25 protein-coding genes are annotated in these 25035 nt (G+C 66.2%); 12 read left to right on the top strand and 13 right to left on the bottom strand.

The genetic code is table 11. The annotated features are described in order from the left end of the window. The first annotated feature begins 160 nt into the window (after nt 1–160). Nucleotides 161–940, top strand: coding sequence for an IclR family transcriptional regulator (locus FHW64_RS13315; protein WP_184526853.1), 780 nt, complete (start codon nt 161–163; stop codon nt 938–940). Nucleotides 941–965: 25 nt separating this feature from the next. Continuing rightward, a complete protein-coding gene (locus tag FHW64_RS13310; protein ID WP_184526851.1) occupies nt 966–1406 on the top strand; it encodes a PaaI family thioesterase in 441 nt (146 codons plus the stop codon). Here FHW64_RS13310 and FHW64_RS13305 read toward each other — a convergent pair. Together FHW64_RS13305 and FHW64_RS13300 are read right to left on the bottom strand one after the other, a co-directional pair. Then, complete coding sequence (locus tag FHW64_RS13305; protein WP_184526849.1) at nt 1350–1916, bottom strand: Spy/CpxP family protein refolding chaperone; 567 nt, start codon at nt 1914–1916, stop codon at nt 1350–1352. The genes FHW64_RS13310 and FHW64_RS13305 overlap by 57 nt on opposite strands. A 137-nt stretch (nt 1917–2053) precedes the next feature. Next, nucleotides 2054–2482 carry an organic hydroperoxide resistance protein gene (locus tag FHW64_RS13300; protein ID WP_184526847.1) on the bottom strand — a complete coding sequence of 143 codons (429 nt, stop codon included), beginning with the start codon at nt 2480–2482 and terminating at the stop codon, nt 2054–2056. Between the two features lie 248 nt (nt 2483–2730). On the opposite strand from FHW64_RS13300, the gene FHW64_RS13295 reads away from it, so the two are divergent. Further along, complete coding sequence (locus FHW64_RS13295) at nt 2731–3531, top strand: SDR family oxidoreductase (protein ID WP_184526845.1); 801 nt, start codon at nt 2731–2733, stop codon at nt 3529–3531. Between the two features lie 6 nt (nt 3532–3537). Here the strand turns inward: FHW64_RS13295 and FHW64_RS13290 are convergent, their stop codons facing one another. Then, entirely contained in the window at nt 3538–4158 is a 621-nt protein-coding gene (locus FHW64_RS13290; RefSeq protein WP_184526843.1) for a DJ-1/PfpI family protein, read from the bottom strand. Between the two features lie 238 nt (nt 4159–4396). Further along, complete coding sequence (locus FHW64_RS13285; protein ID WP_184526842.1) at nt 4397–4774, bottom strand: helicase SNF2; 378 nt, start codon at nt 4772–4774, stop codon at nt 4397–4399. Between the two features lie 235 nt (nt 4775–5009). On the opposite strand from FHW64_RS13285, the gene FHW64_RS13280 reads away from it, so the two are divergent. Continuing rightward, the gene (locus tag FHW64_RS13280; RefSeq protein WP_184526840.1) at nt 5010–5240 is read left to right on the top strand and encodes a hypothetical protein; all 231 of its coding nucleotides are present in this window, start codon (nt 5010–5012) and stop codon (nt 5238–5240) included. Here FHW64_RS13280 and FHW64_RS13275 read toward each other — a convergent pair. Further along, a complete protein-coding gene (locus FHW64_RS13275; RefSeq protein WP_184526838.1) occupies nt 5192–5896 on the bottom strand; it encodes a gamma-glutamylcyclotransferase in 705 nt (234 codons plus the stop codon). The genes FHW64_RS13280 and FHW64_RS13275 overlap by 49 nt on opposite strands. Nucleotides 5897–6036: 140 nt before the next feature. Between FHW64_RS13275 and FHW64_RS13270 the strand changes: the two genes are divergently transcribed. Further along, nucleotides 6037–6960, top strand: a complete 924-nt coding sequence (locus FHW64_RS13270) for a LysR family transcriptional regulator (RefSeq protein WP_184526836.1) — start codon at nt 6037–6039, stop codon at nt 6958–6960. Here FHW64_RS13270 and FHW64_RS13265 read toward each other — a convergent pair. The 3 genes from FHW64_RS13265 to FHW64_RS13255 all read right to left on the bottom strand — a co-directional run bounded on the left by FHW64_RS13265 (nt 6957) and on the right by FHW64_RS13255 (nt 8177). Beyond that, entirely contained in the window at nt 6957–7412 is a 456-nt protein-coding gene (locus FHW64_RS13265) for a MaoC family dehydratase (RefSeq protein WP_184526834.1), read from the bottom strand. The genes FHW64_RS13270 and FHW64_RS13265 overlap by 4 nt on opposite strands. 65 nt (nt 7413–7477) lie before the next feature. After that, the gene (locus tag FHW64_RS13260; protein WP_184526832.1) at nt 7478–7624 is read right to left on the bottom strand and encodes a hypothetical protein; all 147 of its coding nucleotides are present in this window, start codon (nt 7622–7624) and stop codon (nt 7478–7480) included. Nucleotide 7625: 1 nt separating this feature from the next. Further along, entirely contained in the window at nt 7626–8177 is a 552-nt protein-coding gene (locus FHW64_RS13255; RefSeq protein ID WP_184527889.1) for a thioredoxin family protein, read from the bottom strand. A gap of 248 nt (nt 8178–8425) precedes the next feature. Between FHW64_RS13255 and FHW64_RS13250 the strand changes: the two genes are divergently transcribed. Continuing rightward, a complete protein-coding gene (locus FHW64_RS13250) occupies nt 8426–9730 on the top strand; it encodes an efflux RND transporter periplasmic adaptor subunit (RefSeq protein ID WP_221210325.1) in 1305 nt (434 codons plus the stop codon). 20 nt (nt 9731–9750) lie between these two features. Next, nucleotides 9751–11292 carry a DHA2 family efflux MFS transporter permease subunit gene (locus FHW64_RS13245; protein WP_184526828.1) on the top strand — a complete coding sequence of 514 codons (1542 nt, stop codon included), beginning with the start codon at nt 9751–9753 and terminating at the stop codon, nt 11290–11292. 18 nt (nt 11293–11310) lie between these two features. On the opposite strand, the gene FHW64_RS13240 is transcribed toward FHW64_RS13245, so the two are convergent. Beyond that, nucleotides 11311–12261 carry a GlxA family transcriptional regulator gene (locus tag FHW64_RS13240; protein ID WP_184526826.1) on the bottom strand — a complete coding sequence of 317 codons (951 nt, stop codon included), beginning with the start codon at nt 12259–12261 and terminating at the stop codon, nt 11311–11313. Nucleotides 12262–12383: 122 nt separating this feature from the next. Here FHW64_RS13240 and FHW64_RS13235 point away from each other — a divergent pair, with 122 nt between their 5' ends. Further along, nucleotides 12384–13517 carry a thiolase family protein gene (locus FHW64_RS13235; protein ID WP_184526824.1) on the top strand — a complete coding sequence of 378 codons (1134 nt, stop codon included), beginning with the start codon at nt 12384–12386 and terminating at the stop codon, nt 13515–13517. Nucleotides 13518–13535: 18 nt separating this feature from the next. On the opposite strand, the gene FHW64_RS13230 is transcribed toward FHW64_RS13235, so the two are convergent. After that, nucleotides 13536–14558: an ABC transporter substrate-binding protein gene (locus tag FHW64_RS13230; protein WP_184526822.1), complete on the bottom strand. Its 1023-nt coding sequence runs from the start codon at nt 14556–14558 to the stop codon at nt 13536–13538. 17 nt (nt 14559–14575) lie between these two features. Further along, on the bottom strand, nt 14576–15490 hold the full coding sequence (locus FHW64_RS13225; RefSeq protein WP_184526820.1) for a LysR family transcriptional regulator: 915 nt from the start codon (nt 15488–15490) through the stop codon (nt 14576–14578). Nucleotides 15491–15598: 108 nt separating this feature from the next. Between FHW64_RS13225 and FHW64_RS13220 the strand changes: the two genes are divergently transcribed. The 4 genes from FHW64_RS13220 to FHW64_RS13205 all read left to right on the top strand — a co-directional run bounded on the left by FHW64_RS13220 (nt 15599) and on the right by FHW64_RS13205 (nt 20331). Beyond that, a complete protein-coding gene (locus tag FHW64_RS13220; protein ID WP_184526818.1) occupies nt 15599–16834 on the top strand; it encodes an FAD-binding oxidoreductase in 1236 nt (411 codons plus the stop codon). Between the two features lie 5 nt (nt 16835–16839). Further along, nucleotides 16840–18849 (top strand): hydantoinase B/oxoprolinase family protein, encoded by a 2010-nt coding sequence (locus FHW64_RS13215; protein WP_260303795.1) that lies wholly within the window; start codon nt 16840–16842, stop codon nt 18847–18849. 85 nt (nt 18850–18934) lie between these two features. Continuing rightward, nucleotides 18935–19933, top strand: a complete 999-nt coding sequence (locus tag FHW64_RS13210; protein WP_184526816.1) for a tripartite tricarboxylate transporter substrate binding protein — start codon at nt 18935–18937, stop codon at nt 19931–19933. Beyond that, on the top strand, nt 19933–20331 hold the full coding sequence (locus FHW64_RS13205; RefSeq protein ID WP_184526814.1) for a RidA family protein: 399 nt from the start codon (nt 19933–19935) through the stop codon (nt 20329–20331). Before FHW64_RS13210 ends, FHW64_RS13205 begins: the two co-directional genes overlap by 1 nt. A gap of 19 nt (nt 20332–20350) precedes the next feature. On the opposite strand, the gene FHW64_RS13200 is transcribed toward FHW64_RS13205, so the two are convergent. Both FHW64_RS13200 and FHW64_RS13195 read right to left on the bottom strand, forming a co-directional pair. Then, a complete protein-coding gene (locus FHW64_RS13200; protein WP_184526812.1) occupies nt 20351–21712 on the bottom strand; it encodes a homoserine dehydrogenase in 1362 nt (453 codons plus the stop codon). Between the two features lie 272 nt (nt 21713–21984). After that, complete coding sequence (locus FHW64_RS13195; protein WP_184526809.1) at nt 21985–25029, bottom strand: FAD-binding and (Fe-S)-binding domain-containing protein; 3045 nt, start codon at nt 25027–25029, stop codon at nt 21985–21987. Nucleotides 25030–25035 lie beyond the last annotated feature (6 nt).

Raw genomic sequence — 25035 nt, 5'->3', positions numbered from 1 at the left:
TGTCTCTCGTTGCTCGTGTTGGAGAGACTTTGCGCGTCGGCCGGTAAATTGTCAATAGCGTCTATGAATTGTCTATGTACAATTTCCGAGATCGACTGAACCGGGCAGTTCGCGAGACAAAGCGTCGTATGCTTTGTCAACTTTGTGACCTGCCTTCCCCATGCCTGTAGCAGCACCTGCATCTCCACCCCACAAGAGGCCTCGCGTGCGCCCCGTGCCCGCGGTCTCCCGAGCGCTTTCAATCCTTCGCTTGCTGGCCGCAAACGCCGAGCCGATGACCCTCAAGGCGATCTCGGAAGAACTCGATCTGGTGACAAGCACCTGCCTGCACATCCTTCGCGTGCTGGTCGATGAAGGCATGGTCAAGGTCGAACCCGGCACCAAGCGATATGCGCTCGATGTCGGCGTGTTGGCGCTGGCGCGGAGCGTGGTCGAGAACAACCCGTTCCCGGCGCGCGTGCAAAGCGCTCTCGACCGGATTGCCGAACGACGGAACGTCACCATGATTGCGATGAAGGTCTCCGGCCTCGACGACCTCGTCGTGCTGGCCCTGGGTAAATCGAAAGGACCGTTTCGCCTGTACGTCGAAGTCGGCAGCAGAGTGCCGGCACTCACCAGCGCCACGGGGCGAATCGTTGCCCACCATTCCGGGCTGAGCGATAGCGAACTTGCACGTCACTTCAAGTCCTTGACGTGGGAGAACCCGCCTTCATTCGAGACGTGGCTGAAGGAAGTGAAGTCGGTCCAGCGCAAGGGGTTCGCCGTCGATCGTGGCAACTACATCAACGGCATCTCGGTACTGGCCGTTCCCATCCTCGATCCGCAGGGGCGGATGACTCACGCGCTTGCTGCGCTCGGCGTGGCGGACACGCTGCCCGCTTTGAAACTTCAGGCCCTTGCTGCAGACATGAAGGTAGAGGCCGAGGCGCTCGCACAGTGATCGAACGCCATCGGCGAAAGCAGAGATGAACGATCTTTTGGAACGTGAGAAAGCGCTGCAGGCAGAGGGCTGGAAACAGCGTTCGCTTGGCGGCTTCGCCAATCGCTTCGGACCCCTTTGGACCCGAAAGGAAAGCGACGGATGGGCCTACGGCGTGCTCGCAACGCAAGAGCATCTGAATCCGGCAGGACTCGTGCATGGCGGCGCCCTCTGCGCGCTCTTCGATCACGTCGTAAGCGCTGTCGCCTGGGAAGCTGTCGGCCGACGTGCATGCGTGACGGTTCAGCTCAACACGCAGTTCCTCGCTGCTGCGCGTGAGGGACAGTTCCTGGAAGCCCGCGGCAGAGTGACGAGAGCGACGAATTCACTGGTGTTCGTCGACGGGGTCGTCGAGTCGTCGCAGATCGAACTACTCCGGGGCTCTAGCGTGCAGAAGATCGTTGGGCAAGGCGGCACCACTGCCTGACCCTGCCGCACCCGTCGCCGCTTCTACGCCACCAGGCAGTACCTTCAGAAGCTCCTGATCGGCCGTCTGCCGCTGCTCTGGCGACAGACTTTGGTAGAGACGGTCGACCGCGTCTGCCAACGCTGCCCACTGCTGCGCGTTCGTCTGAATCCGGTCCGCGCGCGCCCGCACTGCCTGCGCCGCAGTGGCTTCGCTGTCGCCCGGTGCGTGCACCGCGTTGTGCACGAGCAAGTCCCAAGCCTTGGCCTGGAAGGCATCCCACAAAGCCGACTGCTCCTGAGTGATCCGCAGGCGCAACCGCAGGTCGTAAAGACGGCTGCTCGCGGCACTGGCAAGAGTGGCGGGGCTGCTGGACGTGTCGCGGCGTGGCGCCGGAGCACTTCCGCCACCCGACCCGTGACGACCCCCCATACCACCGCCGCCCATGCCGCCCCCGAACTGCGCAAAGCCGGAGCCGGCCAGCGTGATGAGAAGGAAGGCGGCCGCAAGCCTTGGTACGAGTCTGGTCATGGAGAGGGTCCTGGTACGCGTCGCCGGCGTGGGGCCGGAACCCTCGCATTAAAGAGCGTGGCACGCAGGCCAATATGGCCGAGCGGTAAAGCCGGCGTAAAGGCGCCGTGGCCAACGGCATCTGCGCGCCGACGCTATCAGGCGACCGTGTAGGTCACGTCCACGTTGCCTTTCAATGCCTTCGAGTAGGGGCACGTCTTCTGCGCGGAGTCGACCAGTGCTTGTGCCGTATCGCGTGGCAACCCGGGAAGGCTCACATTCAGGCGCGCCTGAAGGACGTAGCCATCCGGCCCGAAGACGAGATCCACCTCCGCATCGACCGCCGTGTCCGCCGGCACTGCAACCTTGAGTTGACCGGCGGCCAGCGCCATGGCGCCCTGGAAGCATGCCGACCAGCCTGCGGCGAGCAACTGTTCCGGATTGATCCCGCTGCCCCCCTTGCCCGGCACGCTATGCGTGATGTCGAGATGACCGTCGTCGCTGCGCGAAACGCCGCCATCGCGATTGCCGGCTGTGTGGACGCGAGCCGTGTAGAGCACCTTCTTCGTGTTGACTGATGTGGTCATGTTGACTCCTGGAAGTGGAATGAAGAAAAGAGAAAGTCCGCGCCCGTCACGACGCGTCCGGCGAATCTAGGAATCGCGACCGCCCGTAAAAAGGGCCGACCGTGCAACACGCTTTTGCTGGAGTTGGAAAGGCGCGGACTTTTGCAGTCTTCGCAATGCGGTACTCCTGAACGGATGGTTTTTCTTCCCGGCCCCGCGCCGCAAACTTCCTCGCACCAAGTCCTTTCAACCCCTACCGAGGAATTCACATGAACACGAACCACAACGCCAAGTCCGTCGCGCTGGTGACCGGCGCTTCAAGCGGCATCGGCGCGATCTACGCCGATCGACTGGCCCGACGCGGCCACGACCTCATCCTGGTCGCGCGCAGCGCGGACAAGCTCAAGACCCTTGCAGAGAGACTGCACGCCAGCACCGGCCGCAACGTCGAAGTGCTTCCGGCCGACCTGACACTCAAGGAAGACGTGCTGCGCGTCGAGCAGCGCTTGCAGTCCGACGACCGCATCGACGTCCTCGTCAACAACGCCGGCATCGGCGCCACAAGCCCGCTCGTCGATTCCGACGCCGATCGGCTGGAGGAAATGATCCAGCTCAACGTGACGGCCCTCACGCGTCTGACGCGCGCGGTCGCTCCCGGCATGATCCGCCGCGGCAAGGGCGCCATCATCAACATCGCATCGGTCGTGGCGATCAGGCCGGAGCTACTCAACGGCACGTACGGCGGCAGCAAGGCCTTTGTGCTTGCCTTCACCCAATCGCTGGCGCACGAACTCGGTCCGCACGGGATCCAGGTTCAGGCCGTCCTGCCTGGCGCGACACGCACCGACTTCTGGGAAATCTCCGGCAAGCCGGTCGACGAACTTCCGGAACAGATCGTCATGAGTGCCGAGGACATGGTCGACGCATCGCTGGTCGGCTTCGATCGGAAGGAACTGGTGTCCATCCCCGCGCTGCCTGATGTCGCCGACTGGGATCGCTTCGAAGCTGCACGCCAGGTGCTCGCCCCCAATCTCTCGCACGCCAATGCGGCGCAGCGCTATCGCGTCTGAGCCAAATCACGGCAGCGCTTCGAGCGCTCCTTCGAGGTACGGCGCGATGTTCCGCATCGCGCGATCGACGTACTCGTTCTTCTCCCCGACAGGCGCGACATAGTGCATCGCGCCTTTCGCCGCTTCGACGCCCTCCAGCCGGGCGATCATCCACGCGGCCAGATACTGCGACGCGAGGCAGCCGCCCGCGGTGGCAACGTTGCCCTTGGCGAAGAATGGCTGGTTCAGCACGCAGACGCCGGCCTCCTCGACCCAGGGCTTCGTGATCAGATCCGTGCAGGCGGGCACGCCTTGCAGCAGCCCCAGCTTCGCGAGGATGAGCGTGCCCGAGCACTGCGCACCGAGCAGCTGCCGGGACGGGTCGAGCCGCAGGCGGGCCATCAGCGCCGCGTCGGCGACAACTTCCCGCGTTTGCATGCCACTGCCCACGATGACCGCATCGGCAGCGCTGGCCTCTTCCAGGCTCGCCTGGGCCTCGAGCACCACGCCATTCATCGACCGCACCCGTGCCGTCGGGCTGGCGATCGACACCCGCCAGTCCGCCTTCCTGATGCGGTTGAGGATGCCGAGCGCGATGAGCGAATCGAGCTCGTTGAAGCCTTCGAAGGTGAGGATGGCGATGTGCATGGTGGTCTCTCTGCGACGCGTCGTCGCGGCGAATCATCGTAGCCGTGGAGCGATCAAAAAATATTCTCCCCTGCTCATTCGGTGAGCATCGCAAGGAAACCCAATCAGGAAGCCACTCCGGCGAGATGCTCATCCGGTTATCCACAGGGTCATGCACCGGCGAAGGGGAAAAAGGGGGCTTGACGGCTCAAAAAAAAGCCGGGACATGCCCGGCTCCTCTTTCGACGGAACGACCCTCTCACAGCGGGAGGCTCTGACCGTGCGCTGCTGCGTAGGCTTGCGAGCGCACTGCCGAGCGGTCGACAGCACTGGCCGACGCCGAAGCGACGCCCTGGCCGTAGCCTTCCGCATACGGGTTCGCGCTGTGCGCGGCGGCGACTGCTTCGTTGCGCACCGTCCCGCGCGGGGCCGATGCGGTCTGCAGCGGTGCGACGCGCGAAGAGACGGCTTCGGCATACGGGTTGTCCTGGCGCGCGGCGTCCACGGCCCCTGCACGCACTTCGGCGCGGCTGTTGCTCGACACGAGCGGATGCACGCCTTCATAGGTTTCAGCTTGCGCACCGACAGCAGCCAGAAGCGACACGGCAGCGGCGACGATGATCTTCGAGGTCTTCATTTCAGTTCCTTCAATATTTGGGGTGCTTCGAAGTGTGCGCCGAATTGCTAGGTAAAAACCCTAGCAAAACTGAACAAGCGTGTTGATGCGATCGAAACAATCAAGCTGGATGCATAGGCCTTCGATTGTTGTCGTCCGACCAAAAGCGCTTTGTCATTCCCATCCTTTTTCTCCCGGTCCGCGGCGCCTAGAGTGACTCACATGCAATGAGCAAACGGCACGACGGAGGCCCGCAATGAACACCCGCAACGAAAGCGCCAAGTCACATCCTGCAATGCGCCGTGTGACGCTTCGAAACTGCCTCTTGGCGGTTGTGAACGCGTTGGTGGTGGCAGCGGGCATCTACAGCGCGTGCTCCCTGGCGGTGAGCCACCATGCGTGGGCAAGCACCACCGAAGCGCAGCACGAAATCGTGCTCTACAAGGCCGATCGGACCGCCAGCGCTCCCGTGTGCACGACGTCGTGAAGGCGTTCCATCGCGACGTCGCGGATGCCCAGTTCTCCGAGCTTGAGTAACGTCGCGTCGAAGTATTCCCGAGATGTTCCGAGCGCGCCGCGACCGCAGTTGATGAGCCGTGCCGTCTCTTGCACCGGCAACCTTCCGACGTAGCGCTCGTGCCGCCGGTCGACGATGAAGACCAGGGCACGCACCGGCACCGAATCGACCACGGCCGTCGTCCAGCGCGCGTCGTAGGTGCCCCAGGTCATCTCACGGCGCCACAGGAGCGCCACTTCCTCGTCGACGTTCGATGGAGGGATGCGCAGGAGCATTCCGTTGCAGGAGCCGCCCTTGTCGAGCGCGAGCATCAAGCCGGGACATTCGGGCGTGCCGCGGCCGACGAAGCTGCGGATGCAGAAGCTGCGATGCCAGCCATGGATGCGCGCCCTGAACTGCGCGTCATGCACCAGCGCCGGGTTCCACATCAGGGAGCCATAGGCGAAGACGTGTAACGGATCGCCCGGGCGATGGCTGCGCATGATCCGCTCCAGCGTTCCCTCGAATTCCGCGTGCGTGCGCATCCTGAATCCGTCTGGCGCGCTTGCGCGTGCGTTAACAAGAAAGTCGGCATGCGACAGGCGTTCGCGCATTCCGAGCGCACCCGGGTCCAGTTCGATTGGCATGCCCCGAATCTACGAAAAGGCGCGCCAAACAGACATCGCTGGCGAAGCAATACGTCATTCCGAAACGCACAACAGGCGACCGGTGTTGCGGAGGTGCAGCGTTATCATCCCCCACCACTTCAGCCGGGAGGGTCTTCCTGATGGACCGCATTGCCGCAATGACAGCCTTCGTGCGTGTCGTGGAGGCCGGCACCTTCACCAAGGCAGCCGACACGCTCGGTCTCCCGAATGCCACTGTCACCCGGCTGATCCAGAGCCTGGAGGAAGACCTCAAGATCCGGCTACTGCATCGGACGACCCGCTCGGTCACGGTGACGGCCGAGGGCGCGACCTACTACGAGCGCGTCGTCCGCCTTCTCGCCGAGCTGGCGGACATCGAGTCCTCCGCAAAGCAGTCGGTCGCGTCGCCCTCCGGAAGCGTCCGGATCGAAACAGCGGCGGGCCTTGCCGCACTGGTCATCGTGCCCGCGCTCGACGAGTTCTATCGACGCTATCCGCAGGTGCAGGTCGAACTCGGCGCCACCAACCGCCAGGCCGACCTCGTGGCCGAAGGCATCGATTGCGCGATCCGCGTGGGCGAGGTCACGGACCAGTTCCTCGTTGCGCGCCGGGTTGGCGAGTTCCGCTTCACGACCGTCGCAACGCCGCAGTTCCTCGCTGCACATGGAACGCCCGCGAATCCGCAAGACCTCTACACATTGCCGACCATTGGTCTGAGTTCTTCACGCGCGGGCAAGCCGCTGCCGTTCCGCTTCAGGCAAGGCGAGGAGCGCCTCGAACTCTCGCTCGCGCATCGGCTGGTGGTGAACGACACGAACGCCTACCTGGCCGCAGGCATCGCTGGGCTCGGGATCATTCAGGCGCCCACGTATGGCGTGGAGCCGGTGCTGGCGGAAGGCGGCCTGGTCACGCTGTTCGACGATTGGACAGTCGACCACATCCCGGTCAACGTGATCTATCCGCCCAACCGCTATCTCAGCGCGAAGGTGCGGGTGTTCATCGACTGGGTGGTCGAGCTTTTCGAAGGCCACCAGTTCCTCAGGCGGCCCCGGCCGGTGCGCTAGGAAGGACTACGGCGCGTCGCCATCAGCTTGGCCGTCGACACCTGCACGACGTCGCCGCGCTGCGTGATGGTCTTCGAGCGCAGTACAACGACACCCCGGTCGGGCCGCGAACGCGACGGGATCAGGTCGATCACTTCGCTCTCGACATGCAGCACATCGCCAGGTCGCGTCGGCGCCTTCCACTCGACATCGCCGCCGGCGCCGATGATGCCGTTGGCGAGGCGCGGCCCACCTGTGACGAGCAACCGCATCGTGATCGCGGCGGTATGCCAGCCACTGGCGGCGAGCCCGCCGAAGAACGTGTCGCGTGCCGCATCCTCGTCGAGATGAAAAGGCTGCGGATCGAACTCGCCCGCGAAGCGCTTGATGTCCTCGGCCTTCACTTCGAAGGTGCCGGTCGTGAACGTGTCGCCGACCTTCAGATCGTCGAAGTAGAGAAGTTCCTGGGCCATGAATTGCTCCTCGTTGGGTCGGCGCCCAATTTAAGGCCGCTCGTCCCCGCGCGAAAGGGCCGCCCCTACAACAGTCTTTTGCGGGATCCGGAATGCTCCGGGTCCAGCTCTTCCGTGCGGCGCGCCGTGATGCACAAGCAGTTGAACGGGTTGCGCACTTCGTGCGCCAGGCCCCCGGCGAAGAAGATGAGCGCGAACCACAGCTTCTTCATGTCATGACCCGGACGGCGCCGGCTCCGCGAGCAATGCCTGGATCTTCTTCTCGGTCGCCGCATAGCTGCCTTCGCCGAAGTGCGAGTAGACGATCTTTCCGTTCTTGTCGATCAGGTAGACGGCCGGCCAGTACTGGTTGTCGAACGATTTCCAGGTCGCGTAGCTGTTGTCCTGCGCGACGGCGTGCTTGATCTGCAAACGCTTGACTGCCTCCTGCACGTTCGAGGTGGACTTCTCGTAAGCGAACTCGGGTGTGTGCACGCCGACCACCACCAGGCCCTGGTCCTTGTACTTCTCGTTCCATTCATTCACGTACGGAAGATGGTTGAGGCAGTTGATGCAGGTGTACGTCCAGAAATCGACCAGCACCACCTTGCCGCGCAGCGCTTCGAGCTTGAGCGGCGGCGAGTTGATCCAGTTGTCGATGTTCCTGAACTCGGGCGCGGCCGGGGACTGCGGCGCCGAAGCGCTGCCTGGGCCGGAAGCGGCAAAGGACACGACCGCTGCGGCGGCCGCGGCGGCAATGAGGACTTGATTGAAACGAACGCGCATGCTGCTTGGGATCTTCACGATGGTTCCTTGGCAAGAGAGAGGATTGAACTGGGCACGCCGTGAATGTTGGGCTCCCAAAGCCGTTTCGCCGCGAATTGCGTATTGCTATGTATCTGAGAGAGGCAGGGCACACAGTACTTTTCAAAGTTCGATTGTTGAGACTTCGCCAATAGCGTTTTGGCCGTTTCGCGCTGTTTCATCTTCGTGTCAGTTCCTACATTGCCGTACACGCAATGGAGAGCCTCACCATGACAACGAAGACTGAAGCCACCGATTCAACCGTCGCGACGAACCGAGCGAAGCGGCGCAAGTGGCTGACTGCCGTCGCGGCACTCGTGGCCGGCGGCGCGGTCGCGTACGGCGGCTACTTCGCAGTGGCCGGAAGTCGCTATGAGTCAACGGACAACGCCTATGTGCAAGGCAACATCGTGCAGATCACGCCGCAGGTCGCCGGCACGGTGGTCGCCATCGGCGCAGACGACACGGATTTCGTGAAGGCAGGTCAGGACCTGGTGCTGCTCGATGCGGTCGATGCCCAGGTCGCGCTGGAGCAGGCAGAGGCCCAGCTTGCGCAGACCGTGCGCGAGGTGCGAACCTTGTATGCCAACAACGGCACGCTTGCGGCGCAAGTGAAGCTGCGCGAGGCAGACGTCGACAAAGCGCGTAGCGACGTCGCCCGAGCCGAGGACGATGCGCAGCGGCGGACTGCCCTCCTCCGCGACGGCGCCGTGAGCAAGGAGGAGTTCAACCACACCAACGCGCAGTTGGCTTCGGTGCGTAGCAGCCTCGTTGCCGCACAGGCAGCGCTGGTGGCCGCACGCCAGCAGCTCGCCTCCAACCAGGCGCTCACCGACGGCACCACGGCCGAGACGCATCCGAGCGTGCTCCGCGCCGCCGCGCGGGTCCGCGAAGCCTTCATCGCGCTTCATCGCACTGCGCTGCCGGCGCCGGTCGACGGTTACGTCGCCAAGCGCGGCGTGCAGGTCGGGCAGCGGGTCTCGGCGGGAACGCCGCTCATGGCGGTGGTTCCGCTGCGCAGCGTCTGGGTCGATGCGAATTTCAAGGAAGGCCAGTTGCAGAAGCTGCGCATTGGTCAGGCAGCGAGTCTTCAGGCGGACTTCTACGGCAAGAAGGTCGAATACCACGGCAAGGTGGCAGGACTCGGCGCCGGAACCGGCTCGGCCTTCTCGCTGCTGCCCGCGCAGAACGCAACCGGCAACTGGATCAAGATCGTGCAGCGCGTGCCGGTGCGCATCGAATTGCAGCCGGAAGAACTCGCAGCGCATCCCCTGCGCGTCGGCCTTTCGATGGATGTCACCGTGGATGTGCACGACGCCACGGGCAAGACGCTGGCCGATGCGCCGCGCGCCCACGCCGTGGCGAGCACGGCGGTCTTCGACGACCTTCTGCACAACGCCGACGACCGGGTGCGCGACATCGTCGCGGGCAATAGCGCGACGCATGCGCCAACGGCCTCGGCCGTCCCCGCAGCGCCGGATGTACGCAAGGTTGCCGGGATGCCGAAGCCACCCGCCGCGGTGTCGGCTCTCTGAGCGCCAAAGGAAGCCGCGCCATGTCCGCCGCACCCCGCCCGCTCTCGGGCATCCCGCTCATCCTGGGGACGCTCGCACTCTCGCTGGCCACGTTCATGAACGTGCTTGACACCTCCATCGCCAACGTGTCGTTGCCCGCCATCGCCGGCAACCTCGGCGCGAGCCCGAACCAGGGCACGTGGATCATCACCAGCTTTGGGGTCGCCAACGCCATCTCGGTGCCGCTGACCGGCTGGCTGGCGCAACGCGTGGGCGCCGTGCGCCTCTTCACCGCGAGCGTGCTGCTCTTCGTTCTTACCTCCTGGCTGTGCGGCTTCGCGCCCACGCTGGAGGCGCTGATCGTCTTCCGCATCCTCCAAGGCCTCGTCGCGGGGCCGATGATCCCGCTGTCGCAGACGCTGCTGCTGTCCACCTATCCGCCGGAGCGCTCCGGCACCGCGCTGTCGATGTGGTCGATGACGACGCTGGTTGCGCCGGTCGCGGGGCCGCTGCTGGGCGGATGGATCACCGACAACGTCTCATGGCCGTGGATCTTCTACATCAACATCCCCGTGGGCCTCCTCGCGGCGGCCGTCACCTGGGGCATCTACCGCCACCGCGAGACGCCGACGCGCAAGCTGCCGATCGATGCAGTGGGGCTCGGCCTGCTCGTGCTGTGGGTCGGCACGCTGCAGGTGCTGCTGGACAAGGGCAAGGAACTCGACTGGTTCCATTCACCCGCCATCGTCGCGATGGCGGTCGTGGTGGCCGTCGGCTTCGTCGTCTTCCTCATCTGGGAACTGACCGCAGAGCATCCCATCGTCGACCTGAGGCTCTTCGCGAGCCGCAACTTCGCCATCGGCGTGATCACGCTGTCGCTGGCATGGCTCGTCTACTTCGGCAACGTGGTGCTCCTGCCTCTGTGGCTGCAGCAGTACCTGGGCTATACCGCCACGGCCGCAGGCTTCGCGTTGGCGCCGGTCGGCGTGCTCGCGGTGCTGCTGTCGCCGTTCATCGGCCGCATCCTGCCCCGCGTGGACCCGCGGTGGATCTCGACGACCTCCTTCGCCGTCTTCATCGCCGTGCTGCTGCTGCGTTCGCAATACACGCCGCAGGTCGACCAGTGGTCGATCATGGTGCCGACCTTCATCCAGGGTGCGGCCGTTGCATGTCTCTTCACCCCGCTGGTCGCGGTCATCGTCTCGGGGCTTCCGCCGTCGAAGATTGCATCGGCCACCGGCCTGAGCAACTTCGTGCGCATCACCGCCGGCGCTTTCGGCACCTCCATCACCACGACACTCTGGGACAACCGCGCGACTCTGCACCATGCGCACCTGACCGAGTTCTTCACCTATGCCAGCCCCGATGCGATCGATGGCTTCGCCGCCCTCGGCAAGCTGGGGCTCGATGCGCAACAGGCCGCGGCGCAGCTCAACCGGTTCATCGACCAGCAGGCCTTCACGCGTGCGGCGGACGACATCTTCCTGGGCTCGGCCCTGCTGTTCGCGCTGCTAATTGCCGTGGTGTGGCTGACGCGGCCGGCCCGGACCTCCGGCCCGGTGGACACGGGCGGCGCCCACTGAGCGATTGCCTGCCGCGACTCAGTTTCGCGGCATGCGCGCCTCCCTGCGCACTGCCTGCGGCGGTACGCCGAATCCCCGCATGAACGCCTCGCGCAAATGACGCCGGTCGCGAAAGCCCGTCTCCTTCGCCACCACTTCCACCGGATGCCGGCTGCTTTCGAGCATGAGCCGCGCCGCTTCGATCCGCAGCCCCTCGACCGCCTTCGCCGGCGACTGGCCCGTCTCCGCCGCAAACACTCGGCTGAACTGGCGCGGGCTCAGGTGCGCGACATCGGCCAGTTCCTCCACGCTCAATGGCTGGGCCAGATGGCGTCGAGCATGCTCGAGCACCTGCTGGATGCGGTCGGACTTCGGCGCGAGCCTGAGCATCTCGGAGTGCTGCGACTGCCCGCCCGAGCGGCGCTGATGCATCACGAGCCGGTGCGCGACGGACCGGGCAAGCTCGGGGCCGAGATCCGCCTCGACCAGTCCGAGTGCCAGGTCGATCTCCGCCGTCATTCCGGCCGAGGTCCACACGGACCCGTCGGTGATGTAGATGCGATCTGCCTCCACCTGGACTTCGGGATGTCGCCGCTGCAGCGCATCCGCCCAGTACCAGTGCGTCGTCGCGCGACGACCATCGAGGAGCCCCGCGTCCGCCATCACGAAGGCGCCGGTGCAAAGCCCGCAGATCCGGCGGGCCTTGCTTCCGAGTTTGTCCACCAGCCTCAGCAGCGCGGGCGAGGTCGACGTGGCCAGCGGATCGACGGCGCCGGCCACCATCCAGGTGTCGGCACTGCTGCGGGCCGTGAGCGGCCGTGCGTGGACGGTCAGTCCGAACGACGCGCTGACCGCTCCGCCTTCGAGCGCGTAGTTCTCGACCTCATAGACCGTCCTGCGGGCCAGCAGGTTGGCGAGCTCGAAGACGGGTTGGGTACTGAAGGTCATGACCTGAAAGCCTTCAGGAAGCACATAGCCGATGCGATGCATGGAAAAGTCCCTCGTCAGGGTATGTCCGGATTCATGACTATATGCGTCCTTTACGCCATTGCGTGCACAGCGCACCATTTGACCTCGTCGAACACGTTGCATTACCGCCTGGAGAGCACTTCATGAAAGCCGTCATCAGCGCCTATGCGCGCTCACCCTTCCACTTCGCCCGCAAGGGCCGCCTCGCCGAAGTGCGGCCCGACACCCTGGCCGCACAGGTCGTCCAGGGGTTGCTGCGCCGCACCGATCTCGATCCGGCACTCCTCGAGGACGTGATCCTCGGCTGCGCCTATCCCGAGGCCGCACAGGGCAACAACCTTGCGCGCATCGTGGGCCTGCTGGCCGGCCTGCCGCAAGAGGTCGGCGGCATGACCGTCAACCGCTTCTGTGGTTCCTCGATGCAGGCGGTGCACATCGCCGCCGCGCAGATCGAGGCCGGCATGGGCGACGCGTTCCTCTGCGTCGGCGTGGAGTCGATGACCATGGTGCCGCAGGGCGGCTTCAACTTCTCGCCCAACCCGGAGCTGCTGGCAAACAGCGACGCCTACCTGTCGATGGGCGAGACCGCCGAGAACGTCGCGCAGCGCTGGAATGTCAGTCGCGCGGACCAGGACCTGCTGGCCCTCCAATCGCACCAGAAGGCTGCTGCGGCCCGTGAGCAAGGTCGCCTGGCGGCCGAGATCGTGCCGATCGCGCTACCCGACGGCGAGGTGATCGATGCGGACGGCTGCATCCGCCCCGGCACCACGCTGGAGGCGCTTGCCGCGCTGAAGCCGGCCTTCCGCCCCGATGGCGTGGTGACGGCCGGCACCTCGTCGCCGCTCACCGATGGCGCTGCGGCGGTGCTGGTCACGAGTGACGATTTCGCTGTGCGCCACGGCCTGAAGCCGATGGCCCGCATCCGCAGCTTCGCAACCGTGGGTGTCGATCCGGCCATCATGGGCATCGGCCCGATCCCGGCCACCCGCAAGGCGCTGAAGCGCGCTGGCCTCAGCGTCGGCGACCTCGATGTCGTCGAGATCAACGAAGCCTTCTCGTCGCAGGCGCTGGCCTGCATCCGCGACCTCGGCCTCGACATGGCCAAGGTCAATCTCGACGGCGGCGGCCTCTCGATCGGCCATCCGCTCGGCGCGACCGGCGCCCGCATCACTGGCAAGGCCGCGGCCCTGCTGCAACGCCAAGGTGGCCGCTACGCGCTGTCGACGCAATGCATCGGCGGCGGACAGGGGATAGCCACGGTGCTTGAGCGCCCGTAAGGAGCACACCGCAGGGCTTCACTTCGCACCGAGCGCAGGCAGGATTTCCTTCACTTCCTGCTTGCCGTTGCGCACCTCGGTCATGAAGCTCTCGCGGTCCAGGTCACCATTGGCATCGAAGGACACGTCCATCAGAACGCCAGGGTTCTGCGCCGCCTTGATCGAAAGGCCGTGCAGGGCCTGGGCGATGGCCTTCGGGTCCACCTTGCCGGCCTTCTCCGCAGCCGCCTTCAGGATGAACACGGACGTGTATCCCTTCACGCCGTTGTGGTCCGGGATGAACTTGTATTCGCGCTCGAAGCGTTCACGGAAGGCGCGCACCGCAGGGATCGGCGCATCGGTCGTCAGGCCGACGTGCGCCACCGCGCCATTGGCTGCGTCGCCGGCCAGTTCGATCACCTTCTGGCTGGTGAGCACGGTCTCGCCCACGATGGGCTTGGCAACGCCCTGCTTGCGCAGTTCGCGCAGCGCGCGAGCGGATTCCTCTTCATTCGAATAGACGAACACCACATCCGCATTGCTCTGCTTGGCCTTGAGCACCGGTGCCGAGAAGTCGAGCTGGTTCTGGTCCGTGGAGATGTCGGCCACGACCTTCACGCCCAGGGGCTCGAGCGCTTTCATCAGCGCCTCGCGTCCGCCCTTTCCGAAGTCGTTGTTGACGTAAATGAGGGCAAGCGTCTTTGCATTGAGCGTGTTCGCGATGTAGCGCGCCACCTTCGGCATCGCGGTGTCTTGCGTGAAGCTGGTCCGGAAGATGTACGGGTTGCCCTGCTTGGTGATCGCAGCGGCTTCGCCGCCCGTGAAGTTGGGAATCTCCGCGCGCTTGGTCTCGGCCATGCTCATCTCGAACAGTGCACCCCACACGGACTCACCGGGCGCCGGCACGATGTCGGCGACGCCGCACTGGCGCTTCGGCGAATAGCGGGTGAATGCCAGTCTGTAGCCGGGCAACTCCGCGACACAGATGAATTTCTGGGACGGACAACGTGCGCCGATCTGGTCGTGCAACATGTTGGAGCCGTAGGCGAAATATCTGGGCATTGACAGAACCTCCTGAGCTATGCGGCCTGCGCAGCCGCCCCGCGCCGCGTGCCGGCCCGACGCAGCATTTGAGCGAACGCCTCCGCCGCCGGCGACAGGGCCAACCCGCGCCGCTGGTAGACGAAGAACTCCCGGTTCAGCGCCGGCGCGCGCAGTGCGATGAAGCGGATGCCGAAGTTGCCCGCGAACCCGCGCGCATAGTCGGGCACCGTCGCCACGCCCATGCCGGTGCCGACCAATGCGAGCGCGGTCGTCAGATAGCTGACCTCGGTCGCGGTCTGCATCGACAGCGAAGTGTCGTGCTCGTGGAGCCGCTGCTCCACGTAGCGGCTGAAGTCGCCCGAATACACCACCCAGCGCTCGTCGCGCAGCTCGTGCCAGGACACCGTCTGGCGTTCTGCAAGGGGATGCGACGCAGCGCACACAAGCCGCATCGGCACGTTCATCAGGAAGCTGCGCGTCACGTCGTCGCCGGTCGGGCGCTCGGGGCCGATGCCCAGTTCGGCGTCGCCGCGCCGCACGGTGCCGACGATGTCGTCGGCCGTGGCGTCCACCAGGCGCAGGCCGACCGTCGGGTGGGCCTGCTCGAATCGACCCAGCACGCCCGCGACCCAGGTACAGGCCATCAGCTGCGGCGCGACCACGCGCAACATGCCGCTGCGCAGCGTGCGCAGGTCGCTCGCACCTTCCTCGATTTGCCGCAGGTCGTCGAGCATGCGCCGCGCGAGCGGCAGGAGCTGCCGCCCGGCTTCGGTCAGCGTGATGGCATTGCGCGTGCGATCGAAGAGCTTCAAGCCCATGGTGTCTTCGAGCTGCTGCACGAGCATGCTGACCGCCGACTGCGTCAGGTTGAGCTGTCGCGCGGCGATCGTGAAGCTGGCGGTGCGTGCGACGACGGAAAACGCACGCATCTGGCGAAGGGTGATGCTCATGGGCGCACCATTGTCGCGCCCAACAGGCGGCCGGATCAATAAATCTGATGCCGGCATCAAATGAATTCGTTTGATTGATGAAGACGCGATCAAGACAATGCGTCTCCTATGCACATCGCAGTCATCGGTACCGGCATCGTCGGCACCTGCACCGCCGCCTGGCTTCAGCGCGACGGTCACCAGATCACCTTCATCGATCCACGCGAGCCGGGCGAGGCCTGCTCGTTCGGCAACGCGGGTTCCCTCTCGCCCAGCGCTTGCCTGCCGGTGGGCATGCCGGGCATGTGGAAGCGCGTGCCCGACTGGCTGCTGGATCCGCTGGGGCCGCTCACGGTTCGCTGGCGCTATGCGCCCGCGGTGGTGCCATGGTTGCTCGCGATGCTCCGCCACTCGTCACGCGAAGAGGTGACGCGCATCGCCACGGCGCTGCGCCGCCTGCTCGAACCCATCTTCGACTGCTACACGCCGCTGCTGCAGGCGGCCGACGCCGAGAGCCTGGTGCGTCGCACGGGTTGCCTCTACGTCTATTCCTCGCGCGAGAAGGCCGCGCAATGGGCCTGGGGCATGAACCTGCGGCGCTCGCTGGGCGTGAAGATGCTCGACGTCGGGCAGGAAGAACTCGAATCGCTCGAACCCGACCTCAAGGGTCGCTTCCGCTTCGGCATCCTCGCGCCGGAGAACGGCTCCACGCTCGACCCGTCCGCACTCGTGAAGGCGCTGCACGCGCACTGCATGGCGCAAGGCGCCGGCTTCGTGCGCGAGAGCGCAACCGGCTTCGAGCGGCTGGGGCGGCAGGTCACGGCCGTGCGCACCAGTGACGGCGCGCGCACGCCAGTGGATGGCGTGGTGGTGGCTGCTGGTGCGTGGTCGGCAAGACTTGCGGCGCAACTGGGCTCGCGCGTTCCTCTGGAGACGCAGCGCGGCTATCACGTCACGGTGCACAGCTCCAATCTCCAGCTGCGCCACACCGTCATGGCGGTCGAGAACAACCTGATGGTCAATCCGATGGCGATGGGGCTGCGTCTCGCCGGCACCGTCGAGTTCGCCGGGCTCAAGGCACCGCCGCGCTACGAACGCGCGCAGGCCCTGCTCCGACTGGGCAAGCAGCTCTTCCCGCACCTCGACACGCGCGAAACCACGCAATGGATGGGGCACCGTCCTTGCATGCCCGACAGCCTGCCCGTGATCGGCCGCGCACGGAACGCGGAGAACGCGTGGCTGGCCTTCGGGCATGGCCACATGGGCATGTGCATGGGCGCGAGCACGGGCCGCGAGGTGGCGCACCTCGTGGCGGGCCGTCCGACGCAGGTGGACCTCGCGCCCTTCAGCCCTGACCGCTTCTGACTTCCATGCAAGACATCGCCCTCATCTGTACGCAAGGCTTCGCCGATGTGCTGACGCTGGCACGGCAGAACCGCGCCGACCCGTACGCCTTGCATGTGCCGGCATCGACCTGGCCGCAGCGGCTGCCGCCCGAGTGGCGCATCGAGGCGCGTGGACGCATCGATGCCGCTGGCACCGAGGTCGAGGTGCTGGACGTCGACGGCGTGCTGGCGGCGCTGGCCGCACTGCCGCGTCCGCCAAAGGCCGTGGCGATGAGCCTGCTTTTCGCGCATCGCAACCCGGTGCACGAGCAGGCCTTGGCGCATCGCATCCGCGAGCACTGGCCCGACCTGTCAGTGGCGTGCTCGCACGAGGTCTTGCCGCAGGACGGCGAGTACGAGCGCACGCTGGCGACCGTCGAAGCCATTGGGCTTCACGGGCCGGTGCCAGAGACCATCGATGCACCCACCCATACCGACCCGCTGACGCAGCGACTCGAACAACTGGCCGATCGCATCCAGCAGTGCCTCGTCGCGAAGGCCGTCTCCAGTGTCGTGCGCGAGGCGATGGATTGCGCGGCCGCGATCTTCCTGCCCGACGGCCGGCTGGTCGCGCAGGCGCGAACGCTGCCGCTGCTCCTGGGGAGCCTGTCGCCAGCGCTTGCCGGTCTGCTGCAGGAATGTCCCATCAGCGGCATGGCTGACGGCGATGGTTACCTTCTGAACGACCCGTGGCATGGCGGGACGCATCTTCCGGATCTGACGCTGGTACGCCCGGTCTGCGTCCATGGCGTCGTGGTCGCACTGGTCGCCTGTGTCCTGCACCACCAGGACATCGGCGGCATCGCGCCGGGGTCTGTGCCGACCGACGCGACCAGCATCCAGCAAGAAGGCCTGCGCATTCCGCCCGTTCCGCTGTATCGCGCGGGTGTTCTGGACGCGCCTCTGATGCGGCTGCTGCGTGCCAACAGCCGCATGCCGGACAACCTGGAAGGCGACCTTGCCGCCCAATGGGCATCACTGGCACAGGGCGCGGCCGAAGTAGCAACGTTGTGGCAATCCGAGCGCGACGTGGCCGGGCGCTGCATCGCCGCACTGGCTGCATCCGAGGCGACCGCTCGCGCAGCCCTCGCCGCTGCGCCCGACGGCGACTACATCTTCGAAGATGCGCTGGATGGCGACGGCCTCAGCGCCGAACCGGTCAGGGTATCGGTGTGCATTCGCAAGCGCGGCGATCGCGCGGTGCTGGACCTGACCGGCTGCGCGGACCAGACCCGCGGCCCGGTGAATGCATCGCGCGGTGCCGTCCAGGCGGCAGTCGCGTACTTCGCGCGCATGCTGGCGCCACAGGCGGCGTGCAATGACGGGAGCCTGGCGCCGATCACGCTGCACACGCGGGCCGGAAGCATCGTCGACCCGACCTTTCCGGCGGCACTCAACGCGCGCACCAATCTCGTCAAGCTGCTGGCGAATGCCTTTCTGGGCGCGTGGTCGCGGGCACTGCCCAATCAGATGCCAGCGCCGAATGCGGGCGAAGCGGTGGTGCTCTCGCTGGGCGGAACACACGCCGATGGGCGGCCTTGGCTGTTGACCGAGATCATCGCGTCGGCTGCCGGTGGTGCGCCTTCGGGGCCCGGGGGCTCGGGCGTGTCCACGGATGTGGGCAACGCCCGCAGCACACCGGCGGAATCCATCGAAGCGCAGGCGCCGCTGCGCATCGAGCGCGTTGCCGTGCGTGTTGGCTCGGGCGGTGCAGGCCGTCACCGCGGCGGGGACGGCGTGGTTCGCGTCTACCGCCTTCTGCACGGCAGCGGCAGCATTTCCTATCGGGGCGAGCGCCACGCCATCGTGCCCCAGGGCGCGGCTGGCGGCCTCCCGGGCAGCCCCGCCGCCGCACGCATCGAGCGGGCCGACGGACGCGTCGAGCCACTGCCCGCGAAAGCGCGTGCGCAATGGCAGGCCGGCGACCGCCTCGTGATCGAAACCGCGGGTGGCGGTGGCTGGGGACAGCCCGCCGCCAAGGAGACATCCGCATGACGGCGCGCAGTGCGCGCATCCCTGCCAGCCATGCACATGAGGTGCATGGCGGCGATGTTCCTCACACCTTTTCCTGGAGTGCCCCATGAAGTCCCTGTTGTCGCGCCGCCAGACGCTGCGCCATCTCGCCGCCGGCGCCTCGTCCGTCCTGGCCCTGCCCCTTCTCGCTCCGCTAACCGCGCAGGCTCAAGGCGCGAAGACCGTGCGCATCGTGGTGCCGTTCACGCCCGGAGGCAGCACCGACCTGCTGGCGCGCCGCATCGGAGAGAAGCTGGCCGCCGCGTGGAACCAGCCCGTGATCGTGGAGAACCGTGCGGGCGCAGGCGGCACGGTCGGCGCGGACTTCGTCGCCAAATCACCACCGGACGGCACGACCCTGCTGATGGGCGTGACCGGCAGCAACGCGATCGCGCAGGCGCTCTACCCCAAGCTGCCGTACGACGTGATCAAGGATTTCGCGCCCGTATCCATGGTCGTGAGCGCGCCGCTCGTGGTCACGGTGAACCCGGCGGTCAAGGCCAACACGCTGGCCGAATTCATCGCGCTCGCCAAGGCCAAGCCGGGGGCGATCAGCTATGGATCGGCAGGCAACGGCACGTCCATGCACCTGACCGGCGAGATGTTCAAGCAGGCCACGAAGACCTCGATGGTGCACATACCGTACCGGGGCAGCGCCGGCATGCTGACGGACCTGATGGGCGGGCAGATCGATGCGACCTTCGGCGACCTGCTGGTGGTCATGCCGCAACTGGAGGCCGGCAAGCTGCGGCCGCTCGCCGTCACGTCGAAGCAGCGACATCCCCTGCTGCCCAATGTGCCGACGGTGGCCGAGAGCGGCTACCCCGGCTTCGAGGCGCTCTCCTGGCAGGGCCTGTTCGCCCCCGCGGCGACGCCGCCGGACCTGGTGGCGAAGATCAGCGCCGAGGTCAACAAGGCCATCAAGGCACCGGACATCCAGGACTACTTCGCATCGCGCGGCTTTCTCATGGAGGGAACGACGCCGGCCGCGTTCAAGACTTTCCTCGATGCGGAGGTGAAGAAGTGGTCAGCGATCGTGAAGAGCTCCGGCGCCAAGCCCGACTGATGGACGCGACACAACCGTCCATCGAGCGCATCGGCGCCGTCGTTCGAGGCGGCCAGCGGCAGCCGATCTCGGCCGCCGTGGCGTGGGACCGGCTGGTCTTCGTCTCGGGCCAGGTGCCCATGGTTTCGGGCCGTCCGAGCCACTCCGACATCGCCGGCCAGACACACGCCACGCTGGACAGCATCGCCGCGATCCTCGCCGAGGCGGGCTGCACGCTCGCGGACGTGGTAAAGACCACCGTGTGGCTGACCGACTCTTCGGACTACGCGGGCTTCAATGCGGCATACGCGGAGCGCTTCGCTCCGGAGCGCGCGCCCGCGCGATCGACGGTGATCGCCGGGCTGATCGCGCCCGTGAAGGTGGAGATCGAGGCGGTGGCGGTTCGACCCGCTGCTTGAGCACGCGCCCAGGCCGCGCTCAAGCGCCAAGCTCCTCCACCCGCAGCGTCGTCACCGCGCCAGCCGCAACGGGATGCGCCTCCAGCATGCGCGCCGCCAGGTCCAGTGATGCCTGCACGACAGGCTCCGTCAGCACAAGGACCTGTGCGCCCATGCCGGGCCGCTCAGCCGCCAGCACCACCTGCCGCACCGGAAGCTTCTGCACTGCCAGCCAGGCAGCCACCGTTTCGACATCCGCCGCGGACCGCACAGGCACGCGCATGTAGTGCGGCGTGCATACGGAGGCGCCGGGCAATACGGGCAAGGTGTTCATCGCGTGCGCCTGGAAACCCAGGTGCGGCACCCGCTGCGCGGCATGCGTGCCCTCGAGGCGAGCCACGTCCACGAGGTCGGCAATCACCGCTGATGCGGTCTGCTCCGAACCCGCCCCCGCGCCGTAGTACATCGTCAGGCCTGCCGCATCGCTCTTGACCATGACGGCGTTCATCGACCCGTTGACGTTGGCCATCAGGTGCGCAGCCGGCACCAGCGCGGGCTGCACGCGCAACTCGACGCCCTCTTCCGTCCGGCGGGCCACGCCCAGCAGCTTGATGCGAAAGCCGAGCTGTTCGGCACAGGCCACGTCCACACCTTGCAGTGCGTCAATGCCCGTCACCTGCGCATCGGCAAATCGCAACGGCATGCCGAAGGCATTGGCGGCCAGCAGCGTGAGCTTGTGGGCAGCATCGACGCCTTCGACGTCGAAGCTCGGGTCGCTCTCTGCATAACCGAGTGCCTGGGCTTGCGCCAGCGCGGCGCCGAAGTCCAGGCCTTCGTCGCGCATCTTGCTCAGGATGAAGTTGGTCGTGCCGTTGATGATGCCGGCCACCCATTCGATGCGATTGGCCGCGAGGCCTTCGCGCAGGGCCTTGATGATGGGGATGCTCACCGCCACCGCGCCCTCGTAGGCGACCGCGACGCCGTGTTGCCGCGCGGCGGCGAAGATCTCCGTGCCGTGCACCGCCAGCAGCGCCTTGTTGGCGGTGACCACATGCTTGCCATGGCCGATCGCGGCCAGCACCCAGTCGCGCGCCGGGCCGGTGCCGCCGGCCACCTCGACCACCACATCCACGTCGGGATGGGTGGCCACGTGCAGCGGGTCATCCGTCAGCGCGACGTCCTCGCCCACGATCCCGGCGGCACGCGCGAGGTTGCGGGCCGCGACGATCACCATCTCGATCGACCGACCCGCCCGGCCGGCAATATCGGCCTGGTTGCGGGCGAGCACGCGAAAGGTGCCTGCGCCCACAGTGCCGATGCCGATCATGCCCACGCGCAAGGGACGGATGAACGCGCGAGGGCTGCGCAACGGTTCGAGAGACTGGACGGGATCGCGATACATGGACTTCTCCGGACATGAACGAAAAAACCCAGCTGCCAGAGCTGGGTTTCATTCATTCGGGGAGAAGAGAGAGACACCAGGTGGCTGCCGGAACGGCCACCTGCGCGTGCTCAGGTGGCCGCGGTGGTAATGGTGGTAATCATTCGTGCATCCATTGCCCGCACTGCCCGCGCGAAGGCGGACGGCATCATGCGGCCCATGGGGGCGGCGCTGATGGCGGTCTGGAGTGGAAGGCACGACATGGGGCCGCAGTGTACAGGAGCCTTGGTTCCTCAGTCGAGTTGCGCAGAAAGCAGCATCGCCACGTGGATCGCATCGCGCTGTGCGCCGTCGGCGATCTGGTGGCGGCAGCTCGTGCCGTCTGCCACGACGATGGCGTCAGGGTTCTTGCGCACCGCAGGCAGAAGACTGGCCTCCGCCATCTGCATCGAGACCTCGTAGTGAGAGGCCTCGTAGCCGAAGCTCCCCGCCATGCCGCAGCATGAACTCTCGATCAATTCCGGCTTAGCGCCGGGGATCAGCTTGAGGACATCGAGGATCGGACTGACGGCGCCAAAAGCCTTCTGGTGGCAATGCCCGTGCAGCAGGATCGGCTTGTCGACCGCCTTGAGCGCGAGCTGGAAGCGCCCCGCCTTCACCTCGCGCGCAATGAACTCCTCGAACAGCAACGCCTGGCCGGCAACCGCCTCCGCTTTCGCGCCGAGGCCCATGACCAGCGCCTCGTCGCGCAGCGTCAGGAGGCACGAGGGTTCGAGCCCCACGATCGAGATGCCCGCCTCGGCCAGCGGCAGCAGTGCGTCGATCAACGCCCCCGCCTTGGCCTTGGCCTCGCTCACCATGCCGTTTGCTAGATAGGTGCGGCCGCAGCAGTGATGACCTCCATCCTTCTGCACCGTGTGCAGCGCATAGCCGGCGGCCTTCAGCACGCGCACCGCCGCCAGTACGTTCTCACTTTCGAAGTTGCCATTGAAGGTGTCGACGAAGAGAACCGCCACCTTGCGGCCTTCGCGCGCAGCAGCGATGGCCTGCTCGCGGCTCGCGAACATCGATGCATCGCTGGTGCGCCAGAAGGTGTCGCTGCGCCACTCGGGCAGCGAGCGCTTCGCTGAAAGCCCCAGCACCTTTTCGCCGAGCCAGCGCGCACCCGGCACCGTGTTGCGCAGATTGAGCAACCACGGCACGCGACTCGCGGCATGCGCGTAGTCCGGCAACCGGGCGATGAGCTTGTCCTTGAGCGTGTGCCCGTGCTTCTTCTTGTAGTGCGACAGGAACTCGATCTTCATCTTTGCCATGTCGACGCCGGTCGGGCAGTCGCGCTTGCAGCCCTTGCAGCCGACGCAGAGATCCATCGTCTCGTGCATGGCCTCGCTGGTGAAGGCGTCGGGGCCGAGCTGGCCGGAAATCGCGAGCCGCAGCGTGTTGGCGCGGCCGCGCGTGAGGTGCTGCTCGTCGCGCGTCACGCGGTAGCTCGGGCACATCGTGCCGGCGTCGAACTTGCGGCAGTGGCCGTTGTTGTTACACATCTCCACGGCCTTGGCGAAGCCACCCGTGACGTCGCCGCCGGTGCCCGGCGTGGTCGTCACTTCCGTCACCGGATCGGCCTGCACATTCCATGCGGACCAGTCGAGCACGGGCGTGAGCGCGATGCGCCGGTACGGCTTGGGCGCAGTCGCGGGCGCGAAGCGGAAGAGCGAGCCATCGTCCATCTTCGGTGGATCGATGATCTTGCCGGGATTGAAGAGATTGATCGGGTCGAGCTTCTGCTTGATGGAACGGAAGGCTTCGTTGATCGCCGGACCAAACTGCCATTCGATCCACTCGCCACGGCACAGGCCATCGCCGTGCTCGCCGCTGAAAGCGCCCTTGTACTTGCGCACCAGTGCACCAGCTTCCTCGGCAATGGCGCGCATCTTGGTCGCGCCGTCGGTGCGCATGTCCAGGATCGGCCGCACATGCAGCGTGCCCACTGATGCATGCGCGTACCAGGTGCCGCGGCTGCCGTACTTCGCGAAGACTTCGGTGAGCCCGTCGGTGTACTCCGCCAGATGCTCCAGCGGCACCGCGCAATCCTCGATGAAGCTCACCGGCTTGCCGTCACCCTTGAGGCTCATCATGATGTTGAGGCCGGCCTTGCGCACTTCCCAGAGGTTCTTCTGCGGAGCGTCGTCGCGCATCTCGACCACGCTGCCCGGCAGGCCGAGTTCGCCCATCAGGTCGACGAGGTCCTTGAGCTTCGGCAGCAGCGAAGCCTTGTCGCTGCCCGAGAACTCGACCAGCAGGATCGCAGCGGGCCGGCCGATCAGCGCGGTCTCGACCGTCGGCTTGAAGGCCGGGTTGGCGAGGCTCAGCTCGATCATCGTGCGATCGACCAGCTCGACCGCCGTGGGGCCCAGCTTGACGATGTGCTGCGCCGAATCCATAGCCGCATGGAAGCTCGGGAAGTTGACGATGCCGAGCACCTTGGCGCGCGGCAGCTCGGACAGCTTCAGCGTGAGGTCGCGCGTGTAGGCCAGCGTGCCTTCCGAGCCGATCAGCAGGTGCGCGAGGTTGACGCTGCCGTCGCTGGTGTACGGCTTCTCGCTCTGGTTGTCGAAGATGTCGAGGTTGTAGCCGGCAACACGGCGCATCACCTTGGGCCAGCGGGCGTGGATCTCGCTGCGATGCTGCACCGCCAGTTGCTTCACGTGCAGCGCGATGTCGCTCGCCCGCGCGTTCAATCCTGACACCGGTCCGAAGTCGACCAGTTCGCCATCCGACAGCCACGCACTCGCGCCAACCACGTTGTGCACCATGTTGCCGTAGGCGATGGAGCGCGAGCCGCAGGAGTTGTTGCCCGCCATGCCGCCGAGCGTGGCCTGCGCGCTGGTGGACACATCGACCGGATACCAGAGCCCGTGCGGCTTGAGTTGCGCGTTGAGGTGATCGAGCACGATGCCCGGCTCGACGGTGACGGTGCGCCGTTCGACATCGAGGTCCAGCACGCGCCGGAAGTGCTTGCTGTTGTCGATCACCAGCGCCGCACCCGTGGTCTGGCCGCACTGGCTGGTGCCGCCACCGCGCGCGAGCACCGGCACCTTGAGATCGCGCGCGATGTCGATGGCGGTCGCGATGTCGTGCACGGTCTTGGGCACCAGCACGCCCACCGGCATGACCTGGTAGATCGACGCATCGGTCGCGTAGCGGCCGCGCGATGCGTCGTCAAAGAGCACTTCGCCCTGCGTTTCGGCCGCCAGGCGCCTTGCGAGCGCCTCGCAGGTTTCGTTGGGGGGAAGGACGGTACCGGCTGGCTGGAGATGGCTCGCTGGCTCGATGCGCATGGGTGA

The sequence above is a fragment of the Variovorax sp. Sphag1AA genome (genome assembly GCF_014192575.1).
Lineage (GTDB): Bacteria > Pseudomonadota > Gammaproteobacteria > Burkholderiales > Burkholderiaceae_C > Variovorax.
The sequence above is the reverse complement of the archived record's forward strand: the minus strand, read 5'-3'. Positions and strand labels throughout refer to the sequence as shown.